Annotated in this window: 23 protein-coding genes; 6 read left to right on the top strand and 17 right to left on the bottom strand. The window is 34.8% G+C overall.

The genetic code is table 11. From position 1 onward, the window contains the following. Positions 1–2: 2 nt before the first annotated feature. From HQN85_RS00260 to HQN85_RS00250, 3 genes are all read left to right on the top strand, one after another. Positions 3–1,163, top strand: a complete 1,161-nt coding sequence (locus HQN85_RS00260) for a 2-isopropylmalate synthase (protein ID WP_173268343.1) — start codon at positions 3–5, stop codon at positions 1,161–1,163. A 32-nt stretch (positions 1,164–1,195) separates the two neighbouring features. Then, on the top strand, positions 1,196–2,440 hold the full coding sequence (ilvA, locus tag HQN85_RS00255) for a threonine ammonia-lyase IlvA (protein WP_173268342.1): 1,245 nt from the start codon (positions 1,196–1,198) through the stop codon (positions 2,438–2,440). Positions 2,441–2,569: 129 nt separating this feature from the next. Then, positions 2,570–2,977: a hypothetical protein gene (locus tag HQN85_RS00250; RefSeq protein WP_173268341.1), complete on the top strand. Its 408-nt coding sequence runs from the start codon at positions 2,570–2,572 to the stop codon at positions 2,975–2,977. A 9-nt stretch (positions 2,978–2,986) separates the two neighbouring features. On the opposite strand, the gene HQN85_RS00245 is transcribed toward HQN85_RS00250, so the two are convergent. The 15 genes from HQN85_RS00245 to hemA form a co-directional block, all read right to left on the bottom strand. After that, the gene (locus tag HQN85_RS00245; protein WP_173268340.1) at positions 2,987–3,979 is read right to left on the bottom strand and encodes an ABC transporter ATP-binding protein; all 993 of its coding nucleotides are present in this window, start codon (positions 3,977–3,979) and stop codon (positions 2,987–2,989) included. Between the two features lie 191 nt (positions 3,980–4,170). Beyond that, positions 4,171–4,980 (bottom strand): outer membrane beta-barrel protein, encoded by an 810-nt coding sequence (locus HQN85_RS00240; RefSeq protein ID WP_173268339.1) that lies wholly within the window; start codon positions 4,978–4,980, stop codon positions 4,171–4,173. Positions 4,981–5,008: 28 nt separating this feature from the next. Then, a complete protein-coding gene (locus HQN85_RS00235; RefSeq protein ID WP_173268338.1) occupies positions 5,009–5,749 on the bottom strand; it encodes a hypothetical protein in 741 nt (246 codons plus the stop codon). Next, positions 5,730–6,299, bottom strand: a complete 570-nt coding sequence (locus HQN85_RS00230) for an RNA polymerase sigma factor (RefSeq protein ID WP_173268337.1) — start codon at positions 6,297–6,299, stop codon at positions 5,730–5,732. The genes HQN85_RS00235 and HQN85_RS00230 overlap by 20 nt, the downstream gene beginning before the upstream one ends. A gap of 235 nt (positions 6,300–6,534) precedes the next feature. Next, a complete protein-coding gene (locus tag HQN85_RS00225) occupies positions 6,535–6,987 on the bottom strand; it encodes a hypothetical protein (RefSeq protein WP_173268336.1) in 453 nt (150 codons plus the stop codon). Positions 6,988–7,067: 80 nt separating this feature from the next. Beyond that, positions 7,068–8,195 (bottom strand): hypothetical protein, encoded by a 1,128-nt coding sequence (locus HQN85_RS00220; RefSeq protein WP_173268335.1) that lies wholly within the window; start codon positions 8,193–8,195, stop codon positions 7,068–7,070. 89 nt (positions 8,196–8,284) lie between these two features. Continuing rightward, on the bottom strand, positions 8,285–8,830 hold the full coding sequence (locus HQN85_RS00215; protein WP_173268334.1) for a CopD family protein: 546 nt from the start codon (positions 8,828–8,830) through the stop codon (positions 8,285–8,287). Positions 8,831–8,850: 20 nt separating this feature from the next. After that, positions 8,851–9,876 carry a uroporphyrinogen decarboxylase gene (hemE, locus tag HQN85_RS00210; protein WP_173268333.1) on the bottom strand — a complete coding sequence of 342 codons (1,026 nt, stop codon included), beginning with the start codon at positions 9,874–9,876 and terminating at the stop codon, positions 8,851–8,853. Positions 9,877–9,882: 6 nt separating this feature from the next. Beyond that, a complete protein-coding gene (locus HQN85_RS00205) occupies positions 9,883–10,401 on the bottom strand; it encodes a hypothetical protein (RefSeq protein WP_173268332.1) in 519 nt (172 codons plus the stop codon). Continuing rightward, positions 10,401–11,108 (bottom strand): response regulator transcription factor, encoded by a 708-nt coding sequence (locus tag HQN85_RS00200; protein WP_173268331.1) that lies wholly within the window; start codon positions 11,106–11,108, stop codon positions 10,401–10,403. The genes HQN85_RS00205 and HQN85_RS00200 overlap by 1 nt, the downstream gene beginning before the upstream one ends. A gap of 1 nt (position 11,109) precedes the next feature. Continuing rightward, positions 11,110–11,976 (bottom strand): sensor histidine kinase, encoded by an 867-nt coding sequence (locus HQN85_RS00195; RefSeq protein ID WP_173268330.1) that lies wholly within the window; start codon positions 11,974–11,976, stop codon positions 11,110–11,112. Beyond that, entirely contained in the window at positions 11,976–13,346 is a 1,371-nt protein-coding gene (gene hemL, locus HQN85_RS00190) for a glutamate-1-semialdehyde 2,1-aminomutase (protein WP_173268329.1), read from the bottom strand. The genes HQN85_RS00195 and hemL overlap by 1 nt, the downstream gene beginning before the upstream one ends. Before the next feature lie 64 nt (positions 13,347–13,410). Continuing rightward, positions 13,411–14,379, bottom strand: a complete 969-nt coding sequence (gene hemB, locus HQN85_RS00185) for a porphobilinogen synthase (protein WP_173268328.1) — start codon at positions 14,377–14,379, stop codon at positions 13,411–13,413. 45 nt (positions 14,380–14,424) lie between these two features. Beyond that, a complete protein-coding gene (hemC, locus tag HQN85_RS00180) occupies positions 14,425–16,002 on the bottom strand; it encodes a hydroxymethylbilane synthase (protein WP_173268327.1) in 1,578 nt (525 codons plus the stop codon). A 124-nt stretch (positions 16,003–16,126) separates the two neighbouring features. Beyond that, positions 16,127–17,353, bottom strand: a complete 1,227-nt coding sequence (gene hemA, locus HQN85_RS00175) for a glutamyl-tRNA reductase (protein WP_173268326.1) — start codon at positions 17,351–17,353, stop codon at positions 16,127–16,129. A gap of 175 nt (positions 17,354–17,528) precedes the next feature. On the opposite strand from hemA, the gene HQN85_RS00170 reads away from it, so the two are divergent. The 3 genes from HQN85_RS00170 to HQN85_RS00160 all read left to right on the top strand — a co-directional run bounded on the left by HQN85_RS00170 (position 17,529) and on the right by HQN85_RS00160 (position 19,212). Next, on the top strand, positions 17,529–18,353 hold the full coding sequence (locus HQN85_RS00170) for an alpha/beta hydrolase family protein (RefSeq protein ID WP_173268325.1): 825 nt from the start codon (positions 17,529–17,531) through the stop codon (positions 18,351–18,353). Between the two features lie 89 nt (positions 18,354–18,442). After that, positions 18,443–18,775 carry a cupin domain-containing protein gene (locus HQN85_RS00165; RefSeq protein WP_173268324.1) on the top strand — a complete coding sequence of 111 codons (333 nt, stop codon included), beginning with the start codon at positions 18,443–18,445 and terminating at the stop codon, positions 18,773–18,775. A gap of 14 nt (positions 18,776–18,789) precedes the next feature. After that, positions 18,790–19,212, top strand: a complete 423-nt coding sequence (locus tag HQN85_RS00160; protein WP_173268323.1) for a secondary thiamine-phosphate synthase enzyme YjbQ — start codon at positions 18,790–18,792, stop codon at positions 19,210–19,212. 81 nt (positions 19,213–19,293) lie between these two features. Here HQN85_RS00160 and ispG read toward each other — a convergent pair whose 3' ends face one another. Beyond that, positions 19,294–21,291: a (E)-4-hydroxy-3-methylbut-2-enyl-diphosphate synthase gene (ispG, locus tag HQN85_RS00155; protein WP_173268322.1), complete on the bottom strand. Its 1,998-nt coding sequence runs from the start codon at positions 21,289–21,291 to the stop codon at positions 19,294–19,296. Between the two features lie 47 nt (positions 21,292–21,338). After that, positions 21,339–21,941, bottom strand: a complete 603-nt coding sequence (locus HQN85_RS00150; RefSeq protein ID WP_173268321.1) for an RDD family protein — start codon at positions 21,939–21,941, stop codon at positions 21,339–21,341. Between the last annotated feature and the right edge of the window lie 70 nt (positions 21,942–22,011).

The raw sequence follows: 22,011 nt of genomic DNA, 5'->3' as shown, positions 1-22,011 counted from the left end.
CGATGATACACGACCCTAATAAAGTTTACATTTTTGACACCACCTTGCGTGATGGAGAGCAGGTTCCAGGCTGCCAGTTAGATACTAACCAGAAAATCGAAATCGCAAAATCACTCGAGTTTTTAGGGGTTGATGTAATTGAAGCTGGATTTCCTGTATCAAGTCCTGGCGACTTTACAAGTGTAATCGAATTATCAAAAGCAGTAAAAGATCCAATTATTTGTGCATTAACTCGTGCAAATAAAAGTGATATCGATGTTGCTGCAGATGCTTTACGTTTTGCAAAAAGACCACGAATTCATACGGGAATTGGAGCAAGCGATATGCACATCAAAACGAAGTTCAATAGTACTCGCGAAGATATTTTAGCACGTGGAGTGGAAGCCGTTAGGTATGCTAAAAAATATGTGGAAGATGTAGAATTTTATGCCGAAGATGCTGGTAGAGCTGATATTGAATTTTTAGCAAAGATGATTGAAGCAGTAATTTCTGCAGGAGCAACTGTTGTTAACATTCCAGACACCAACGGATATTGCTTGCCAGATCAATACGGTTCTAAAATTTTGTATTTAAAAGAACATGTTAAAAATATCGACAAAGCCATTATTTCTGTGCATTGCCACAACGATTTAGGTTTAGCAACTGCAAACTCAATAGCTGGTTTACAAAACGGTGCTCGTCAGGTAGAATGTACTGTAAATGGTATTGGTGAACGTGCAGGTAATACTTCCATGGAAGAAGTGGTAATGATTTTAAAAACCCACAAAAGCTTAAATCTTCATACCAATATTAATACACAAGGTTTTTATAACATTAGCCGACACGTAAGTGAACAAATGCACATGCCTGTTCAGCCTAATAAAGCTATTGTCGGTGGTAATGCATTTTCGCATAGTTCTGGTATCCACCAAGATGGTTTCTTAAAAAATCGTGAAAATTATGAGATCATTAAACCTGAAGATGTTGGTTTTCCATCTGCCGCAATCGTATTAACAGCAAGAAGTGGCCGCCACGCTTTAAAACATCACCTAGATCGATTAGGTCATACCTTAGATAAAGATAATTTGGATATCGTTTACAAACAATTCTTGGTTTTGGCAGATAGCAAACAAGGCATCGATGATCATGATTTAAATCAGTTAGTAACCCTACATTTAGTGTAAAGAAATACGTCGAAAACGATAAGAAAAGAATAATGACAACAACATATACATTTGATTTTTTAGCAGCAGCAGAAAGACTAAAGGACACGGTTTTACATACGCCTTTAGAATTTAATGAACGTTTATCGGAAAAATACCAGGCAGAAATTTATTTAAAACGCGAAGACAAACAAGTAGTTCGCTCGTATAAATTGCGTGGTGCATATAATATGATGAGCCAAATCCCTGCTGATCAAATTCAAAATGGTGTAGTCTGTGCAAGTGCGGGTAATCATGCGCAAGGTGTTGCTTATTCTTGCAAAAAATTAAAAATTAAGGGCACCATTTTTATGCCCGAAATTACACCAAAGCAAAAAGTAAGTCAAACTACTTTATTTGGCAACGGGTGGATAGATATTGTTTTAGTTGGCGATACTTTTGACGATTGTTTAGCTGAAGCATTGCGTTTTACCGAAAAAAATAAAATGACTTTCGTTCCCCCATTCGATCATTATCATGTAATTGAAGGTCAAGGGACTGTTGGTGTAGAAATTTTAGAAGATTTGCCAGATACAGAAGTGGTAATCATGCCAATTGGTGGTGGTGGTTTAGCTTCAGGAACTGGAACATATTTAAAAGAAACCAAATCAAATATTTTATTAATTGGTGTCGAACCAGAAGGTGCTCCTTCTATGGATGCTGCTTTTAAAGCAGGCAGACCGATAAAACTAGATCAAATTAATCGCTTTATTGATGGTGCAGCTGTAAAAGCCGTTGGTTTACTTACTTACCCGATATGTAGAGAAGTTTTAGATGAAATTATGCTAATCCCAGAAGGGAAAGTTTGCACAAGCATTTTAAAATTATACAATGAAGATGCAATTGTTGCCGAACCAGCAGGAGCTTTAGCAGTAGCATCTTTAGATTTATGCGCAGCACAGATTAAAGGTAAAAAAGTAGTTTGCATTGTAAGTGGTGGGAATAACGACATCGAAAGAATGCAAGAAATCAAAGAGAAATCTTTACTTTTTGAAGGATTAAAGCACTATTTTATTGTTCGCTTCCCACAAAGACCAGGAGCATTAAAACTTTTTGTAAATGAAGTTTTAGGCCCACATGATGACATTACCCGATTTGAATTTATCAAAAAAACAGAGCGAGAAAGTGGTCCAGCTTTAGTAGGTATCGAGCTGAAAGATAGAGAAGATTACGAAGGATTAGTAAATCGTATGAAAACCTTTAAATTCGATATTATTGAGCTAAACCAAGATCAAACTTTGTTCGAATATTTAGTGTAATCAATTTTGTCATTCTGAGCCTATCGAACAATCTATTAGCTTAATTCAACTGGCCCAACATACGAACTTTTCTACTGTGTAAAATTTGGCAAAAGTTTTGTATTATAAATTACAAAACACACACACAACATGAAAAAGCTAACCTTAATCCTAATCTGCATCGCCACACTAGGTCTGGCGTCTTGCAAAAAAGACACTATTGTTCAAAGTGCGAACAATCTGACAATTATTAAATACATAGAGCCTAACCAATGGAAGTTAAGTGATGATGGCTATACATATTATGCTACTATTAACGAAAGTAGAATTGACCCAAGAACATTTGAAGATGATGGTATTTTAACGTACATCTCGAGAGGAGATAATAATACCTACGAACAATTACCTTTTGTTTATAATGTAGATGCCTATAGTTATGTAATTAGACAAGGATCAATTGAAATTGACATTCAAAGTTCTGACAACCAAGATACAACTCCTATTAAACCAACAACAAGAACCCGAGTTAAAATTGTACTTATCGAATCGGCTCAATAAAAAACCTGATTAAAACTCTAAAAAACGACCAATGTTCGCTTGAACGTGGTCGTTTTTTTTATGCGTTCCACTATTCAATTGCAATGCTCTAATTTTTACACCATTTCTTTCAAGCAAAAGTTCATCGTAAAAACCCTTGTAATATACTTCTCTAACTTCAAAACGTCTGCTTTGCCAAGTGCTTTTTAAATCTACCCATTCCGGATAAAAAGCCACATGCTGTTTTGTAGTATTAATACCTAATTGCGATGCTTCTTCCTGAGTTAAAATAACAGCATTCCCTAAAATTTGCGCAGTATATAAATCCGACGGATGTTGATAAATTGTTTCCGGCTTATCATTTTGTAAAAGTTTCCCGTGTTTTAAAATCAACAACTGGTCGGCAAGAAATAACCCATCCGTAGGGTCATGAGAAACCAAAATAATCGTTAATCCAGTTTCCTTTGCTAAACGTTTAATATCAGCTCGTAATTGGTTTTTTAACAACGAATCAACTTGACTAAAAGGCTCATCCAACAATAAAACCTTAGTGTTACTAATTAATGCTTTTGCTATGGCAACACGTTGTTGTTCTCCCCCACTTAGCTCAATTATTTTTTTGTCCTTTAGCTTAGTAATATGCAAATGCTCCATCATTGCTAAAGTTTTACTCTCCTTAGCCTTTATGTCAGTATTAGAAAGCATCGAAGCGATATTGTCGTAAACCTTAGCATAAATGTTTAATGAAAAATCTTGAGTAACCATTTTCATTTCAGCATTACCCGGAATAAGTTGCTCGTCTGGGCCTTTAACCCTTTTGTCATTCATTAAAACTTCACCCGCATCTGGCTTAAGCAAACCATATATACACTTTAACAAAGTTGATTTCCCGCTACCACTTTCGCCAATAATGGCAACAATGTCTCCTCGTTTTATAGAAAAATTAATATCCGAAATACCCGATGCCTGACTTTGCTGGTATTGTTTTGTTAGTTTATTAACGGTGATTATCTGCTCATTCACAGCGTAAAGATAGATAAAGTCCAGAAGTTATATAGTCAGAAACTCCGAAAGTTACGTCAAGGCATCACTCTTAAGAAAATGAAACAAAAAATCCTGCAAACTTTCGCCTGCAGGATCGGATTTATTTGTGTGTTTGTGTTTCTATTTTATTGCCCCTCTAACCAATCTTCCCTGTCTTTTCGATTCCCTTTCTAATTTATTCCAAAGGTTAAACCGAATGCCATATTTTTTAATCCTTTTTGCGGAGTACTATCAAACATATCGTTTGCATAATATTTAGCAAATAAAGCTAATCCATTAGTACCTACCCTTACAGTACCACCATAACGGAATGGAGCGAAGTTATAATCATCTTTAAATTTCTCTTTTCCACGTTCATCACTAATCTGTTTTACTTTTCCATTTAACAAGAAACCAACTTCCGGACCAACAACAAAATACCAACGTCTACCTTTATTATTTTCCTTAGTTCTTAACTCAAAGTTTAAAGGAATATGTAAATAACTACTAGAGAAACGGTTTTTACTAAAAATAATAGGTTCGTTAATATAAGTTAAATCAGCAGTATTTTTTTGCATGGTAATATTCTCTTTCAAACGAATTAAAGTCCAATCAAATCCTCCAGCTACATAAATTTTAAAGTTCGAGTTAAATCTATATCCCATTTGTAAAACATCAAATGAAAGATGACTAGTTTTCCAAGCATTGTAATCTAAAAACTTATTTGCTGGCGATAATGAAAAACTTCCATTATCAATCAATTTAGAGAAACCAATATCTAAACGAGTAAAAGTTAATCCTCCCACAAAGCGTGCTTTATTCGGATCTCTTCTTTGAATAGTATCCCCATTACCAGATTTAACTACAAAAGGGCCAATTGATATACTTTTACCATAGGTAATTTTTTTAGTTTTCACACTATCCTGTTGTGCACTAGCACTAGAGCCTGCCAGAAAGGTAAGTCCGCTTACCAAAACTGCTGTTAAAATTAAATGTTTCATTTGTGTGTATGTTTGTTTGGTTTATGTGTTATTTATGTTTTTTACTATTCAATTTCAAAAAGCCAATGTTTATTCCAATTATCGATGAATTATCATCATCATCAGTATTAAACCTTACCAACTTCTTTTCTCTTTTATCAACTTTATCAACAACGTAGTTTACTAAATCCCCAACATTTCTAATTCCCCTACGCTCCGTTGTGCTCTCTGTTTCTGTAATTACCTGCTCTTCTTTCTGAGGTTCAACTTGAGCAATCACTGTTGTATTATTCTCTACAGGAACCTCTTTCTCAATTACATTCAATGGTATAACATCAGCAGCTTTAATAGGTAGACGGTCAGTGTTTGTATTCGGTTGCACGCTTGCTAAAATAATTTTCGGATTACTTTCCAATGGCTTACGATCTAATAACTGAACCTTTTTAGTTTTCATAACCGAATTAACCGATCTGCTTCCCTGTGCCGAAACATTCTCAACCGGTAACTCAGTAGATTCTATCACTTGTTTACTAGGCTCTACAACAGTTGCAACAGTATTAGTATCATCACCATGCAATTGAATTTTTTCCGTTTTCTGAAAAACCAACAGTCCCGTAATCACAACAGCAATACTTGCAGCGGCCATCCAATAAATCGGGATAACACGTTTACGTTTCGGCTCCAACTGTTGTTCTATATTAGCCCATAAATTTGCAGACGGTTCAATCTCCGCATCCTCAAACTTATTTCTAATAAAATTATCGAATTCCTTATCCGGCATGTGTTGCATAACCAAAGCCCTCCATTTTAATAATTTCTTGTTGCAATATTGCTCTCGCCCTACTTAATTGAGATTTACTAGCACCCTCCGAGATGCCTAACGTTTCTGCAATTTCCTTGTGCGAGTACCCCTCTATAATGTACATGTTAAATACCATCCTATAACCATCAGCCAACTTCTGTATCACCTTCATTAAATCCTGCATACCTAAACTGCTAAAATCAAATCCAGCCGATGGTTGCTCATAAGCATCTTCAATTGGCACTACATTTAGCATACGCAAATTTTTACGATAACTTTCTATCGCAGTATTCACCATTATTCTTCTAATCCAACCCTCAAAAGACCCATCACCACGATAGTCCTTAACCTTTTGGAAAATCTTAACATAGCCCAATTGTAAAACATCTTCAGCCTCCATACGGTCTTTGGCATAGCGCATACAAACAGCCAACATTTTCGATGCAGTTTGCTTATACAGCAATTCTTGCATTTTCCTGTCGCCAGCTTTGCAGCCTTCCAGTAAGTCATCAATCGTATATGTTTTAGTCACCTTCATTTGTTGTTTGTATAGGGTAGATGAACCCTAGAAGTAAAAGGTTGCACGGGGTTGCAAATATTTTTTTATTTATTAATTTCACAGCATAAAAATACAATTTTAAGCACTTAAGAACATAAAATTCTTAATTAGCTAAATTTCTTACCGATGAAAAAATTATTTGTGAAAACGAATGTTAGTGTTTTATAGATTCTATAGCCCCGCTATTCGTTACAATCTTTTTGGCATTGTCAACCTAAGCTATCAAAGAAAATGTAGCAAAAAGTATTTCCACTACTATCGGGTTTAAGAAACCAAAAACAGTACACCAACTACAACATGTAAAAATGAAATTGCTCATTGCAAGCTTGTAGCTGAGCACTGCAAGTTTGTACCTAGCACCTGCAAAGTTGTAGCTAACACCTGCAAAGTTGTAGCTAGCACCTGCGAGTTTGTACCTAGTACCTGCAAGTATGTACCTAGCACCTGCAAAGTTGTAGCTAGCACCTGCGAGTTTGTACCTAGTACCTGCAAGTATGTACCTAGCACCTGCAAAGTTGTAGCTAGCACCTGCAAGTTTGTACCTAGCACCTGCAAGTTTGTACCTAGCACCTGCAAAGTTGTAGCTAGCACCTGCGAGTTTGTACCTAGGCACTGCAAGTTTGTAACTAAGCACTGCGAGTTTGTAGCTGAGCACTGCAAGCTGCAAAAAACAACATCCTATCTAGGCATCTAAACTTTCATACTTTCCCCACTTCCCAACTTTACCAACTCCCCTGACTTCCGAACTTATTTCCTTTTAAAAATTCTAAAATCTTCCTTATAGGTTAAGAAAAGCGAATGATTAAACTGCAAATCAGCATCCGGAGTTCCCAAATCAAAATGCGGTTCAAAGCGAACATCTAAATATAAATTAGGAATTAACTGCTTTTGGTAAACATACCTAACAGCTAAAATACTTCTGCTACTCTGTTTAAAACCTGCATCATATAAATTTTCAGAAACCGACTGATACAACGGCATTCCTTTTATAGTAAGAAACTTATTTCCCTTCCAATAAGAAGCAACTAAACTCCCCCACTTCGTATCCATACCCGCATTTAGCCAAACACCAAAACCACCCTGGTAAGCCCTAACTTTTGTTGGCGAAAAATCTTTGTAAACAGCTATATAATTATCCGTAAACACTTCCCTTACCTTATCACCAACCGTTTTATGTAACTTAAATCCAGCAGCGCCATTAAATAGTGTGCTAATCGGAATATTTTTTAATACATCAATTTGCCCACCCTGATGATAGGCCAAAAATTGCACAGGAATACTCAACTTCCAACCAGCTCTTTGCATCAAAGTTGATTCTGTACTTAATCCACCAACAATTTCTTCTTTTTCCGGAGAACCCTTGTAAATCATTTTCTGCCAAGAAATCCAGCTATCTAGTTTAAACTTTTCTCTATCAATTAATAATTGCGTTCCGTATTCAATTGGCGTGGTAATTTTACGCTCAAAATCATAGATTGGCTCAATATAATTATGCTGAATGTTACCCTCTAAACTTCCAAAAACCAGCGTTAAATTTCTTTTATGGTATTTTAAGCTAAATAAAGGTTTAGCATCATAAACCCCTTCATTGCCAAAATCTTTACGCAAATAAGCCCCAGCCACAATAGCCAAATTCGGATTAGCATAATAAACCAATTGCGGTTCTATCTGCGTTCCGTATAAAGTATAACCATCGTGAAATTTATTCGAATATTCGTAATTACGAACGTAATTGAAATTGTAAAAATTAAAATGTAGTTCTTTTTCTAAACTATCTGCAGGTCTAATTCGATTGAAAATAGCTTCATTGTTAAATTGAGCCTTTGCAGCAATGGAAAACAAAAAGATGAAAGCTAATAGTAGATTTTTTTTCATTGTATAAAGATGAGATTGCTTCGTTCCTCGCAATGACGTTACCTGTTCGTCATTGCGAGGAGGCACGACGTGGCAATCTTAGCAAAAAACTATTTTTTCTCTCTATATCTTTTATAAATCTTAACCGCCATCATAATAATCACCGAAAAAGCAATTAATCCAAGTAAACCGTAAATCCAGTTAACAGCGCTTTTCAAAATTACAGTAAATACAATTGCAACCAATAAAATAGTAGCAACTTCATTCCATAAACGTAATTGATTAGAAGAAAACTTAAATACTCCATTTCTCAATTGCTTCATTATACCCTGACAAATGAAATGATAAATGATGAGTAAAATTACAAATGCAATTTTTACCCACATCCAGTTTTGAGTAACTAAAAAATCGAAACGAGTATAATACATTAAACCACCCGCCACAATTGTTAAACACATTGCCGGAATGGTAATGATATTCCATAAGCGACCTTCAATTTTTGTGAATTCTTTTTGAAGGATATTTTTTTCTAATTCTGGCCTATCGTTAGCCTCAGTATGGTAAATGAATAATCGAACACCATAAAACAATCCAGCCATCCAACTTACTACAAAGATGATATGAACCGCTTTAAAATATTCGTAATATTCTTCCATAATTCAGGAGAAGCTTTTGTTTAATATCTAAATTCCTTCACTACTTCAATGGCATATTTCACATTATCAAAAGGAATATCTGGCATAATACCATGACCTAAGTTAAAGATAAAACCTTCTGTACCACGCATTCTTTCAAACAATTGATAAATGTGTTTTTTGATAACAGGTTGGTCTGCATATAAAATATGTGGATCTAAATTACCTTGAACAGCAATTCCTTTTGGTAAAGCGTTTTTGATATTTAATAAATCTGCATTCCAATCAACAGAAATCACATCAGGTTTTGCCTCTGCCATAATTGGTGCAAAAACTGAACTCCCTTTACAAAAAGAAATTACAGGAACATTTGTTCTATTTAATCCAGCAATAATTTGTTGGTTATATTGATGAGAAAACTCCTGATAATCGTTCCAAGATAAAGCCAAAGCCCAGCTATCAAATAACTGAACAGCATTCACACCAGCTGCAATTTGTAAGTTTAAATAATCGGTAGTTACCTTGGCAATTTTAGCTAATAAACGGTGGGCTAATTCTGGGTGATTATGCATTAACAACTTAGTTAACTTAAAATCTTTTGATGACCCCCCTTCAACCAAATAACTCATTACCGTAAAAGGTGCGCCAGCAAACCCAATTAATGGAATGCTACCATTTAAACGTTGTTGAATTACTTTAATCGCATCAGCAACATATTCCAGTCTATTTACAACATCAACTTCTAATTTGTCAATATCTGCAGCAGTACGAACAGGATTTGCGAATTTTGGCCCAATACCTTGAGTAAAACTTAAATCTCCGCCCATTGCTTCGCCTGTTACCAGAATATCACAGAATAAAATAGCTGCATCAATACCCAATAAATCAACTGGCAACATCGTTACGTCAGCAGCAATTTCAGGGTTTTTACACATTTCTAAAAACGAATATTTGTTTTTAATTTCCCAGTACTGAGGCATAAAACGGCCAGCTTGGCGCATCATCCATACTGGTGGGCGTTCTGTAGATTTTGAATTTGCAGCGTCTAAAAATAAGTTATTGTTCATCGTGTATTATCCCAAGCTATTTGCTTCTTTCTCTATAATTTTTATAATTTCTTTAGCTCTAGATGTTGTCGCCAACTCTTTTGCTTTCTCTATATATACTTTTGCCCTCTCGCCATCTTTTTTCCGCAAAGCGAGATTAGCTAAGTGGATCATCACAAAAGCCTTATCGTTTTTACCTCCCAATGGGAAACGACTAGCAATTTGAAAATGAAATTCAGCAGTTTCAAAATCTTCTCTTTGCAGGGCGATGTTTGCTTTCATGAACTCATAATAGCCACGGCGATTTTTTGCTAACCGATCTGGATTCTTAACTTCTGCTAAGACTTTTTCAGTTCTATCGTAATCGGCATTTTTAAAATGTTTAGATGCTAATAAAACCGAGCTATTTTTAAAGTGACTCCACAGAATAAATGCAAACAAAAAGCCAGCTATTGCAGCTAGCTGGTATTGACTGAAATATAAACTTACTAATGCAGAAAGGGCGAAAGTTGCCATTAATGCATATCTGCTCCAAGTGTTATACATTAATGTGTGCTATCTGTAAACTTATAACCTACACCTCTAATCGAGTGAAAATACACTGGATTTTTCTGATCAGGTTCGAAATACTTACGGAATGTTAAAATAAAGTTATCAATCGTTCTTGTAGAAGGATATACATCGTAATTCCAAACTGTTTCTAAGATTTGCTCACGCGAAACAGCTTCGTTTTTACGTTCAATCAATAATTTCAACAACATTGTTTCCTTTTTAGTTAAAGGCACAACAACACCATCGTCTTGTTTTAGTTCAAAAGAGTTAAAATAAATAGTTTTATCGCCGATTTTATAAGAATTTAATTCCTTTAAATCATCTGATTTTAAGCTGCGTTTTACTAAAATTCCAACACGTAAAATTAATTCTTCTAAGTTGAAAGGTTTTACTAAATAATCATCAGCTCCTTTTTTAAGGCCCATTACACGGTCTTCACTCGTATTTTTTGCAGTTAAAAACAAAATAGGAACTTCAGTATTTTCTAAACGTATAGTTTCACAAACTTGGAAACCATCCATTTCTGGCAACATTACGTCTAAAATAATTAAGTTGAAACGTTCTTCTTTGAAAATTTTTAGCGCAGTTTTACCATCTTTAACAGCATGAACTTTATAACCCTCTAGTTCGAGATTTAATTTAATGGCATCTAACAAATGATCTTCGTCTTCTACCAACAGTATTCTTAATTTTTGTTGCATATCAATTAAATGTTACTTCAAAAATTGCACCTTGCGGTACGTTATCTTTAACGCTAATATCAGCGTCGTGGTTTTGTAATACCTCTTTAACAATAAACAAGCCAAGTCCAGTACCCTTAGATTTGCGTACATTTTCATCGCCAACGCGGTAAAATTTATCAAAAATAAGCATTTTTTCACCATCTGGAATGCCCGGACCTTTATCAGAAACTGTTAAAAAGGGCTTACCGTCATTTTGACATAACTCTACTGCAATTTCGGCACAAGGACCAGAATATTTAACTGCATTTTCTACCAAGTTCGTTACTACCGATGATAAAGCAAATTTATCTCCCAGTAATTTAATGCCTTTTTTAATTTTAGTATTGATTAATTGTTGGTTTCCACACGAATGAACTTGCAATCGATCTGTTATTTTAGTTACCATTTCAGAGAAATCAAACTCTTCTTTAGGGAAAGAATAAGTACGGCTTTCAATCTTAGTGGCCAACAACATATTCTCTACCAAATCATCCAACCGCTCAATATCCTTTAGTGAATTATTTAGTAATGAGGTTTGCATTGTCTTCTCCAAATCTCGTTTTACGATAGTTTGCAAACTTAGTTTTATTGCTGCCAAAGGCGATTTTAATTCATGAGTAACCGACATTAAAAAATTCTGTTGTTGCTCTTTTAATCTATCTTCCTTTTTAATAGAAGCATGGATAAAATAAGCACCCACGCAAAGTAAAAAGATAAAAATCGAGCCCTCTCCCATTATCATTCCCATTTTTTGAGGTTGTAAATCGATTACAACAGAACCCCACCAAAACATTTCTAACAATGCGTAGAGGAGCAAAAAATAAAATATGAGAATTGATTTCTTCATTACGCTTTTCTAAAAACTAAATCTAATGCATCAAAAATTGCTCTTTTTGCTTTTTCTAATTCAATCTTTGTATGCGCTGCAGATACAAAACCAACTTCGTAACCAGATGGACCTAAATAAATTCCTCTATTTAATAGTTCGCGATGCATGATTTTAAATTTCTCCATACTAGCCGGATCAATGTCTTCTGCCGTCTTAATGTCTTTATCTGTAAAGGCAAACCAGAAAATAGAACCTATAGTAAACACTTTAAATTTATAGTTTCTTGCAGTTGCAAAACGCTGAATGCTATCTACAAACTCTTTTGTCTTTTGATTTATATCTTTGTAAAAGCCTGAGCGTAGTAACTCTGTTAAAGTGGCAATACCCGCAGCCATTGCTACCGGATTACCAGATAATGTTCCAGCTTGATAAACTCCACCATCAGGCGAAATGTGTCCCATTATTTCTGCAGAAGCGCCATACATTCCGACAGGTAAACCACCACCAATAATTTTTCCGTAAGTTACGATATCAGGTTTTATCCCATAATGTGCTGCTGCACCTTCAAAACCAACTCTAAAACCGGTAATTACTTCATCAAAAATTAACAAGGCTTTATTTTCTGTGCAAGCTTGTCTCAAAAACTCAATATATTCTTGATCTTGCATTAATAAGCCATTATTTGCAGGAATACCTTCTATAATAACCGCTGCAACTTGATCTTTAAATTGCTCAAATGCTTCAAAGATTGCTTGTTTATCATTTAAGGGAATGACAATGGTTTCAGCCGCAAAAGATTTAGGCACACCAGCAGAAGAAGTTTCGCCAAAAGTAACTAACCCAGAACCCGCTTTTACCAATAATGAATCGCTATGACCATGATAACAACCTTCAAATTTGATGATTTTATCTTTTCCGGTATAGCCACGTGCCAAACGAATTGCCGACATTACCGCTTCAGTTCCAGAACTTGTGAAACGTATTTTCTCCACATAACTGTTATTTTTAATAATCAGTTCTGCTAATTCATTTTCTAATGCAGTTGGTGCGCCGAAGCTCATTCCATTCTGCATAACGTCAATTACCTTTTCTCTAATTTTAGCATTATTGTGTCCTAAAATTAAAGGTCCCCAACTTGCACAAAAATCAATAAATTGGTTTCCATCTGCATCCCAAACGTAACAGCCATCACCTTTTTGAATAAATAATGGCGTTCCATAAACTGATTTAAATGCTCTAACTGGAGAATTTACTCCGCCTGGAAAATAAGTTTTCGATTTCGCATACAACTCTGCAGATTTCTCACGACTAATATCAGGTTTACTTCCTGTATTTATCGGCATTTCTTCTTCGGTTCCCGAAAATATTTTCTTTAACGATTCTAACATTTCATTAAGCTATAAAGTTTAAAGTTTAAAGTCCTTCCATCAGAAACTTTAACTTACAACTATTCTACATCCAACCTTGTTCTACTATATCTCTAATGTGGTAAGTGGTAATGATACTTGCCCCAGCTCTTGCAAAGGCATGCATCGTTTCCATTACTACTTTTTGTTCATCTATCCATCCTCTTTGCGCAGCTGCTTTGATCATTGAGTATTCTCCAGAAACATTGTAACAGGCAATTGGTAAATCAGAGTTCTGTTTTAATTTGCTAATCACATCTAAATAAGCCAGAGCAGGTTTAACCATCAATACATCTGCACCTTCACTTTCATCTAATAATGCTTCTCTAACTGCTTCGTTTCCATTTCTGAAGTCCATTTGATATGCCTTTCTATCGCCTTTATTTGGTGCACAATCGGCAGCCTCTCTAAACGGACCATAATATGCAGATGCAAATTTGGTAGCATGACTCATAATTGCCGTGTTTACAAATCCACTTCCATCCAATTTATTTCTTATTGCAGCTACACGACCATCCATCATATCGGAAGGCGCTAACATATCTGCACCAGCTTCTGCGTGATTCAAAGCCATTTTTGCAATTAATTCTACCGACAAATCATTTTGGATATAATCATCTTTCATGATCCCACAGTGACCATGTGTGGTGTAAGAACATACGCAAACATCGGTTACGATATATAAATCATCACCAAAGTTTCTCTTCAACTCTTTAACAGCAACTGGAACTAATGAATGTGGATCGTAGGCAGATTTAGCGTCTTCACTTTTTTCATCTCCAACACCAAAAAGCATAATTTTATTTACACCAAACTTTAATCCTTTTTCTACATCTTTCAATAAAGTATCAGTAGAAAAATGGTTTACACCTGGCATAGCATCAATTGCTTTGGTTACTCCATTTCCAGGAACCACAAAATAAGGATAAATAAACATGTCCTTTGATAATCGCGTTTCGGCAATTAACTCTCTTACAACTGGATTTTTTCTTAACCTACGGGGTCTGTGCATCATAATATCAAGTATATTGAATCAAGTTTAGACTTGATTCACTGAGGTTTATACATCAATTCCAAAAACAGCTTCTGCTAAACCAATTTCATCTGGTGAATAAGGCAATATGCATTTTACCCCCATTTCATCAAATTTCTTACCTGTAGAATTGCCAATAGCAATCACTTTCTGTTCTGGGTCTAATAAATTATCTGTAAAATATGCATCAACATTACTCGGACTTGTGAAAATCAATACTTCTGCAGTTGTTCCATCAATATCATCACTTACTACAGTTTCGTAAATTGGTAAATCGACAATTTTAGTTGTTTCACCTAAAGATTTTTGAATGCTTAATAATGAATCTTGTGCTCTCGGAAATAGTACAGTCTGACGATCAACTAATCTTGCGAACTCATCTGCAACTTCTTTAATATCTCCACTCTCGCCAACAAAATCAGCTAAATGCCCAAACTTTCTCAATGTATCTTCACTACCACGACCAACCACACCAAACTTCACTTTTTTACTTAACGAAGGATTTAACTTAAAGAAATACTCTACACCATTTCTACTACTGAAAAATATCCAATCGATATTCTTTAAATAAAATGGATCTAGAATATTCACAATAGGAAAAGTACGAATTAACGAACGTCCATCTATTTCTATATTGTGTTTTTCTAGCGCTTTTCTAAAATAACTATGTTCGCCAATTTCTCTCGAAATAAAAACCTTAGCAGGAAGTTTTCTTGCTTTATCAAATTTAGCAACAATTTTCTCTGCTAAACCTTCAGTAGTTGCAGTTCTTAAAAACAATCGATCTGGAAAATTTTCATCCGTTTCTGCTTTAGATGTCCAAACTTCGAATTCCCCATCTTCTTTTTTGCAATAACAGCCCAAAGGCATGTGGCAACCCCCTTCAAAAAGATTTAACACTTTACGTTCAACAGCAATTTCTTCTGCAGTTGCGGTATCGTGTATTTTCTGTAAAGCAGTAAAAAGTTCTGAATCGTTTTCGCGAATTTGAATAGCTAAAGCTCCTTGTGCAGGTGCCGGAACTAACTCTGTAGTGTCTACGACTTCCACATGAAATTCGCTTAAATCTATATTTAATCTATTTACACCAGCTTTTGCGAGTAAAATAGCATCGTAATCTTCATCACGTAGTTTTTGGATACGCGTAGGCACATTTCCACGTAAATCTTCAATGTTTAAATCTGAGCGTAAGGCTAATAATTGTGCTTTACGTCTATTAGAAGATGTACCAACCATTGCTCCTTTTTTTAAGGATAATTTTTGACTTACATCTACACAGTCTTTTAAAATTAATAATAATTCTGATGGATCTTCACGTTCTGTAACTGCCGCAATAATTAATCCTCCAGGATTGGTAGTTGGCAAATCTTTGTGAGAGTGAACGGCAATATCAATAGTCCCGCTTAACAATTCTTCTTCTAACTCTTTGGTAAAAAACCCTTTCCCTTCTAATTTATCAAGTCTAAGATTTAATATTTTATCGCCCTGCGTTTTAATAATTTTCAATTCTGCATCTATTCCAATACTTGCTAACCTATCTTTTGTGTTGTTAGCTTGCCATAATGCTAAATCGCTTCCGCGTGTACCAATAATTATTTTCTTCACCTTATGTTAGTTTTTGCGCTAAATTAAGAAATTTCAATGATTGAATGAGTTGAAAAGTTAGAACGTTGAAAGGTTGTAATGTTCAGTTGCCCGATACTTAAACTAACTACGTAAAACTGATAACCTAACTATTTTTTACTAGGATTTCTTTTGCCATCACCATTGGTATAGTAATGCATTTTTTCTCCATGTAATCCATTACTCGTTCCAAAACTGCTCTCGAATTATCATCTAAAGTATTTATTTCATCAGCAAAAACACCATTGATAGCCGTATGTTTTATCTCTTTGATTTTTTTAGGCACATCACTCATCGCAATTTCTATTTTGCGTTGGCGTAAAACGGATTCAAATTCTTTAATATTTTCGTCGATGATATGTTCTGCATTAACTAATTCATCGTAACGTTCTTGAATATTTTTGCGGGCAGTTTCTTTTAATGATTCTACTTCGATATAATGTAATGGAAAGTTTTTAACCACTTCTGGTGCTATATCATTAGGAACTGCTAAATCTACAACTATCTTTTTACCAGTATCTCCGTTCAATAATTTAGTATAAATTTCTTTGGTGATAATTGGTTCAGTTGCACCAGTACAGGTAATAATCACATCAAAGCCTTTTTCATAATCGGCCAATGCCGAAAGCGGATGAGCTATTCCGTTTAACTCTTTAGCTAAAGCTTCGGCTTTTTCTATTGTTCTATTAAATATAGAAAAATTTGAATATTTATGTTTTTTTAGATATTGCGCAATATTTTTATTGGTTTCGCCAGCACCTATAATTAATAAACGTGGGTTTGCACACATGGTCAGTTCTCGTAATTTGCGATACGCTAAAGAAACGATAGAAACTGGATTTTTTGAAATATTAGTGTGGGTATAAACTTCTTTGGCTGTTTTAACAACACGATTCATAACCATTCGCATATAATCGCCTGTAAATCCAGCAACTCTACAAGCTTCGTATGCTTTACGAATTTGAGCAAGAATTTCTTTCTCGCCAACCACTAAACTTTCTAACGAGCAAGAAGTACGTAACAAGTGATTAAATGCATCTACTTTTTCGTATACCGAAACATTTGAAATAAATTGCTCCATGTATTCTTCGGGCAAACCCATATCCAATACATATAAAAACCGATTGATAAATGCTTTATCTATTTCTTCTGATGAGGTAAATACAAACTCGACACGGTTGCATGTACCAACATAAAATATTTCTTTTATGTTTAATCCTGATTGGATATTTCTCAACCTATCGTCCAAAGTATGCTCACATATAACTAATTTCCCTAAAGCTTTTAGGTCAATCTGTTTATGTGTAAATGCAATAATCTTTAAATATTCCAAAATGGTACAGCCTATTAATTTAGTGCGAACAAAAGTACTAAACCCAAACCTGCAAAACTGTCATTATGCTGTAATTTAGGCTAATTTAGAAAGGTTTTAAATTAACTTAGAATTAACAAACCCAATCTTTTTAAAATTGTTATTAAAGTTTAAAATACTAAGTTTAAGATAGATTATGATACGTAAAGAAAATTTTTCGTTAATTGGGGCAGAGCAAAAAATCATCATTGGCGATATAACTTATGACGATAAGAATACAAAGGCACCATTAGTAATTTTTGTTCACGGATTTAAAGGTTTTAAAGATTGGGGTGCTCATAATTTGGTAGCTCGTTACTTTGCTCAAAATGGATATCGTTATTTGAAGTTTAATTTATCACATAGTGGAGTTACACAACAAAAACCAAACGACGTTAGTGATATGGATGCTTTTGCTGCCAATACTGTTTCTAAAGAAATGTTAGATGTTGATTTAGTAATCCATTATGCTTTAAAAAATTTAGATGTAAATGAGGTATTTTTGATTGGACATAGTCGAGGAGGTGGATTAAGTATTATAGAGGCCGCAAACAATCCACATATTAAAGGTTTAATTACTTGGAGTTCTATTGCAGATTTTAGTAGCCTTTGGGGAAAAGAACGTGAAAAAGAGTGGAAAGAAGAAGGCAAAATTTTTGTAATAAATGCTCGTACAAAAGAGAAAATGCCTTTAAATGTGACTTTGTTAGAAGATTTTGAAGCCAATAAAGAGCAGTTACACATTATTAATGCCGCAAAACAGATAAATATTCCTTGGTTAATTGTGCAGGGTGATGATGATGTAAATGTTCCATTTGAAGCGGCGCAAAAACTAGCCGACGCTAATCCAAGTAGTAAGTTAGTAAAAATCGAAGGCGCAAATCATGTATATGGGGCATCTCATCCTTATGATAAGGAAACTTTACCTGCAGAGTTATTGCAAGTTTGCGAAAAGAGTTTATTGTTTTTAAATGGGATTTGAGATAAATCTTATAGCAAAAAATAATAAAAAGGATACTACATAAAATCTAAATCTTTCAAAACTGTATCTTTATAGCCTATTGAAACATCATGAAAGAAGAAATTTTCCGTCAATTTGCCGATATTGAAGTGAAAGAAATGAGCCCTGGTTTCTTTTCCAAACTAATTCACACAGCCAATAATACTATCAATTTTATTGACATTAAAGCAGGTAGTGACTCTCCTATTCACAGCCATCCGCATCACCAATGTGCATTTGTTTTAAAAGGTCAGTTTGAAATGACAGTTGGCGGAGAGACCCAAATTTTAGATACAGGAAAATTTGTTGTTATTCCAGGCGGTGTATTACATGGTGGAAAAGCAATAACTGATTGTACTTTATTGGATATTTTTAGTCCAGGGAGGGAAGATTTTAAATATTAATTGAAGGATGATTTATGAAAATGCTTCAAAAAACGATTAGCTTAAAGATAAGAAATAGAGGTTTTCATTTAATTACCGATGAAATCTTAAAAGCTTTTCCAGAAATTGATGATTTGAAAACTGGAATGCTTCAAGTTTTTATTCAGCATACTTCAGCCTCTTTAACAATTAACGAAAATGCTGATCCAACTGTACGAATGGATTTTGAAATGTGGTTTGATAAAGCTGTTCCAGAAAATGATCCAGATTACAAACATGATTACGAAGGCTCAGATGACATGCCGGCTCATTTAAAATCAGCTCTGCTAGATACTTCTGTTTTAGTTCCAATAAGAGATGGAAGATTAGCACTTGGAACTTGGCAAGGCATTTATTTATGTGAACACCGTAATTATGGTGGGAATAGAAATGTAGTAATAACAGCTTGGGGTGAATAATTTTGTCACTCGGAGCAAAGCGAAGAATCTCATTCAATTAGTTATCATTTTGAGATTCCCCCAAAGTAGGAATGACAAATGTTAGTTAATTGTCTCCACCCAATTCCCATCTTCTCTAATAATTTCGATGAGTTCATCTAAAGCAGATGGTGTATTCACATTTTTCTTAACTACTTCTTTACCACGGTATAAAGTAATTTTTCCAGGGCCAGTCCCTACATACCCATAATCTGCATCGGCCATTTCTCCTGGTCCGTTCACAATGCAACCCATAATAGCAATCTTAATCCCTTTCAAATGATCTGTTTTTGAACGAATGTATTGTGTAGTTTCTTGTAAATCGAATAATGTACGCCCGCAGCTTGGACAAGAAATATATTCCGTTTTTGAGATACGAGTTCTTGTAGCTTGTAAAATTCCGAAACTAGTAGAGTTTACTAATGACAAACTAATGTTTTGAGGAGCATCAATCCACACTCCATCACCAAAACCATCTGTTAGTAAGGCACCCATATCGCTGGCCGCATATAGCATCAATTGATCTGAATCTATATTAATATATTTTCGTTTAATGATTACTGGAACTTGAATATTCTGTTGTTGCAGAGCGACAAAAAACCCTCTTTGTTGCTGTATACCTACGTATTGAGAAGTTTCTAGAATAACAATAGTAGTATTATCAAATTGTTGAATTGTTGAATTATTAAATTGTTCAGCATTTACACTTACAAAATTTAAAACCTCATCTTTAATTTTAACTTCGTTAAATTCTGCTTCGCTAAATAGTGGATAACAATTGTATTTATCCTTTAACATTAGCCAAGTCTGATAATTATAAACTTGTTTTAAATTTCCTGGCAAAGAGAATGAAGGCAAAGAGTCGCCTAAATAAACTAAATCGCAAGCTTGGTCTGTAAGATTGTATTTATCCAAACCTGCACTATAATTATAACCAATAGCACTTAAAAAATAAGGATCCTTTAAGTTTTGACCAGTAACATCGATTACAACAACTGGATGAAAATGTCCTCCAATTTGCTGAACTGGTGTTGTAATGCGACGAGTATATTGGTAAGGGCTATAAGTTGCGATTTGTCCTTCGCTAGGCTCAGAATGAGAAGCTTTGTAATGAGTTTGAACTTCCGACTTAGGACTCAAAACTTCAGACTTTCTCTCGTATCTATCTGCCAAAGCTCTTGCAACTGGCGCTTCAAATTCTGGATCTTCCGTTAAAGAAACCCTAATTGTATCTCCTAATCCATCAGCTAATAATGTTCCTATACCTACAGCAGATTTAATGCGCCCATCCTCTCCATCACCAGCTTCAGTAACACCTAAGTGCAATGGATAATTCATACCTTCTTTCACCATTGTTTCGACCAATAAGCGATATGCCTGCACCATTACCTGAGTATTGCTAGCTTTCATAGAAATACACAAATTATAAAAGTTTTGGTCTTCGCACATGCGGATAAACTCCATCGCGGATTCTACCATACCTCTTGGTGTATCTCCATAATGGCTCATAATTCGATCTGATAATGAACCATGATTAGTACCAATACGCATAGCGGTACCATATTCTTTACAGATTTTAACTAAAGGCGTAAATTTTTTATAAATACGCTCAAGCTCTGCCTGATAGGCGTCAGTAGTATATTCTAAGTTTTCGAATTTCTTTTTATCGGCATAATTGCCTGGATTTACACGAACTTTTTCTACAATCCGAGCAGCAGATTCAGCAGCATTGGGAGTAAAATGAATATCAGCAATTAAAGGAACATCGTATCCACGAAAGCGTAACTCCTTTTTAATATTAGCAAGATTTTCGGCTTCTTTAATGCTTGGCGCAGTGATACGTACATATTCACATCCAGATTCTACCATGCGGATGGTTTGCTCTACAGTCGCAATTGTGTCCATAGTATCAGTTGTAGTCATGGACTGAATTCGAATAGGATTTAAACCTCCCATTGGAATATTACCTATCTGAACTTCTCGAGTTAAAAATCGAGAATAATTGGTTAAACTGTTACAATAAACGCCATCTAACTGGTATGGTTTAACTTCTTTTTGCATGCATTGCAAAGATAATGTAAATGTTGAATTGTTATATTGATGGATTGTTAAATTAATCGTTGTTTAATTACGAGTGTATTTGCAATTAAATCATGAAAGCATTGCTGCTTTTTATTAAGAAAACTATAAAAATAACCCAAAAACAATGGTAAAACTGAAATAGTTTTTGCTAAATTTCTACCAAAAGAAACTCCCAAAGGAATGGGATTACCTAACATATCAGTGACTTTAATATCTAATAAGCGTTTGCCAATCGTGGCTTGTTTGACTGAAGCTTCTGCAAAACTGCTATACACCAATTTAGCTACTGGAATAAGTGCTAAAAACATCAAAGCAGTTGTAATGCGCATTGCCTTTTGATCAATAAAAATGAATAAAACCAATACAACTACCACATACGCAATCATTAAAAAGAAATAATCAATTGCTGATGCGAGTAGTCTTTGATCAAAAGATGCAAAATATTGTGGTGCTGTTTGTTGATAACGAAAACCTAACCATTCGCGTAACTCAGGTAATTCATGCGCTTCTTTATAATCATCCATACCCGGCGTTCTAATAAAAGTGCCGGGTTTTATATTTAGATCTTTTAATTCTGCTAAACTATATGGACCTTCTGGTTTCCCATTTATAATAACTGTATATTCCATTTAGGTAAAGTTACTGGTGTTAAGGTATAAGTTTATCTGCTACCTTACAAAAAATGGGTAAAAAATGATT

Origin of the sequence: Pedobacter boryungensis (assembly GCF_013204825.1) — a bacterium.
GTDB lineage: Bacteria > Bacteroidota > Bacteroidia > Sphingobacteriales > Sphingobacteriaceae > Pedobacter > Pedobacter boryungensis.
Note: the sequence above shows the minus strand (reverse complement) of the source record. Positions and strands in the feature narration are given on the sequence as shown.

Bases quoted from the DNA above. Each gene is read 5' to 3' on its own strand.
- HQN85_RS00260 (WP_173268343.1), top strand. From the start codon at position 3: ATGATACACGACCCTAATAAAGTTTACATTTTTGACACCACCTTGCGT.
- ilvA (WP_173268342.1), top strand. From the start codon at position 1,196: ATGACAACAACATATACATTTGATTTTTTAGCAGCAGCAGAAAGACTA.
- HQN85_RS00250 (WP_173268341.1), top strand. From the start codon at position 2,570: ATGAAAAAGCTAACCTTAATCCTAATCTGCATCGCCACACTAGGTCTG.
- HQN85_RS00240 (WP_173268339.1), bottom strand. From the start codon at position 4,980: ATGAAACATTTAATTTTAACAGCAGTTTTGGTAAGCGGACTTACCTTT.
- HQN85_RS00235 (WP_173268338.1), bottom strand. From the start codon at position 5,749: ATGCAACACATGCCGGATAAGGAATTCGATAATTTTATTAGAAATAAG.
- HQN85_RS00230 (WP_173268337.1), bottom strand. From the start codon at position 6,299: ATGAAGGTGACTAAAACATATACGATTGATGACTTACTGGAAGGCTGC.
- HQN85_RS00220 (WP_173268335.1), bottom strand. From the start codon at position 8,195: ATGAAAAAAAATCTACTATTAGCTTTCATCTTTTTGTTTTCCATTGCT.
- HQN85_RS00215 (WP_173268334.1), bottom strand. From the start codon at position 8,830: ATGGAAGAATATTACGAATATTTTAAAGCGGTTCATATCATCTTTGTA.
- hemE (WP_173268333.1), bottom strand. From the start codon at position 9,876: ATGAACAATAACTTATTTTTAGACGCTGCAAATTCAAAATCTACAGAA.
- HQN85_RS00205 (WP_173268332.1), bottom strand. From the start codon at position 10,401: ATGTATAACACTTGGAGCAGATATGCATTAATGGCAACTTTCGCCCTT.
- HQN85_RS00200 (WP_173268331.1), bottom strand. From the start codon at position 11,108: ATGCAACAAAAATTAAGAATACTGTTGGTAGAAGACGAAGATCATTTG.
- HQN85_RS00195 (WP_173268330.1), bottom strand. From the start codon at position 11,976: ATGAAGAAATCAATTCTCATATTTTATTTTTTGCTCCTCTACGCATTG.
- hemL (WP_173268329.1), bottom strand. From the start codon at position 13,346: ATGTTAGAATCGTTAAAGAAAATATTTTCGGGAACCGAAGAAGAAATG.
- hemB (WP_173268328.1), bottom strand. From the start codon at position 14,379: ATGATGCACAGACCCCGTAGGTTAAGAAAAAATCCAGTTGTAAGAGAG.
- HQN85_RS00170 (WP_173268325.1), top strand. From the start codon at position 17,529: ATGATACGTAAAGAAAATTTTTCGTTAATTGGGGCAGAGCAAAAAATC.
- HQN85_RS00165 (WP_173268324.1), top strand. From the start codon at position 18,443: ATGAAAGAAGAAATTTTCCGTCAATTTGCCGATATTGAAGTGAAAGAA.
- HQN85_RS00160 (WP_173268323.1), top strand. From the start codon at position 18,790: ATGAAAATGCTTCAAAAAACGATTAGCTTAAAGATAAGAAATAGAGGT.
- ispG (WP_173268322.1), bottom strand. From the start codon at position 21,291: ATGCAAAAAGAAGTTAAACCATACCAGTTAGATGGCGTTTATTGTAAC.
- HQN85_RS00150 (WP_173268321.1), bottom strand. From the start codon at position 21,941: ATGGAATATACAGTTATTATAAATGGGAAACCAGAAGGTCCATATAGT.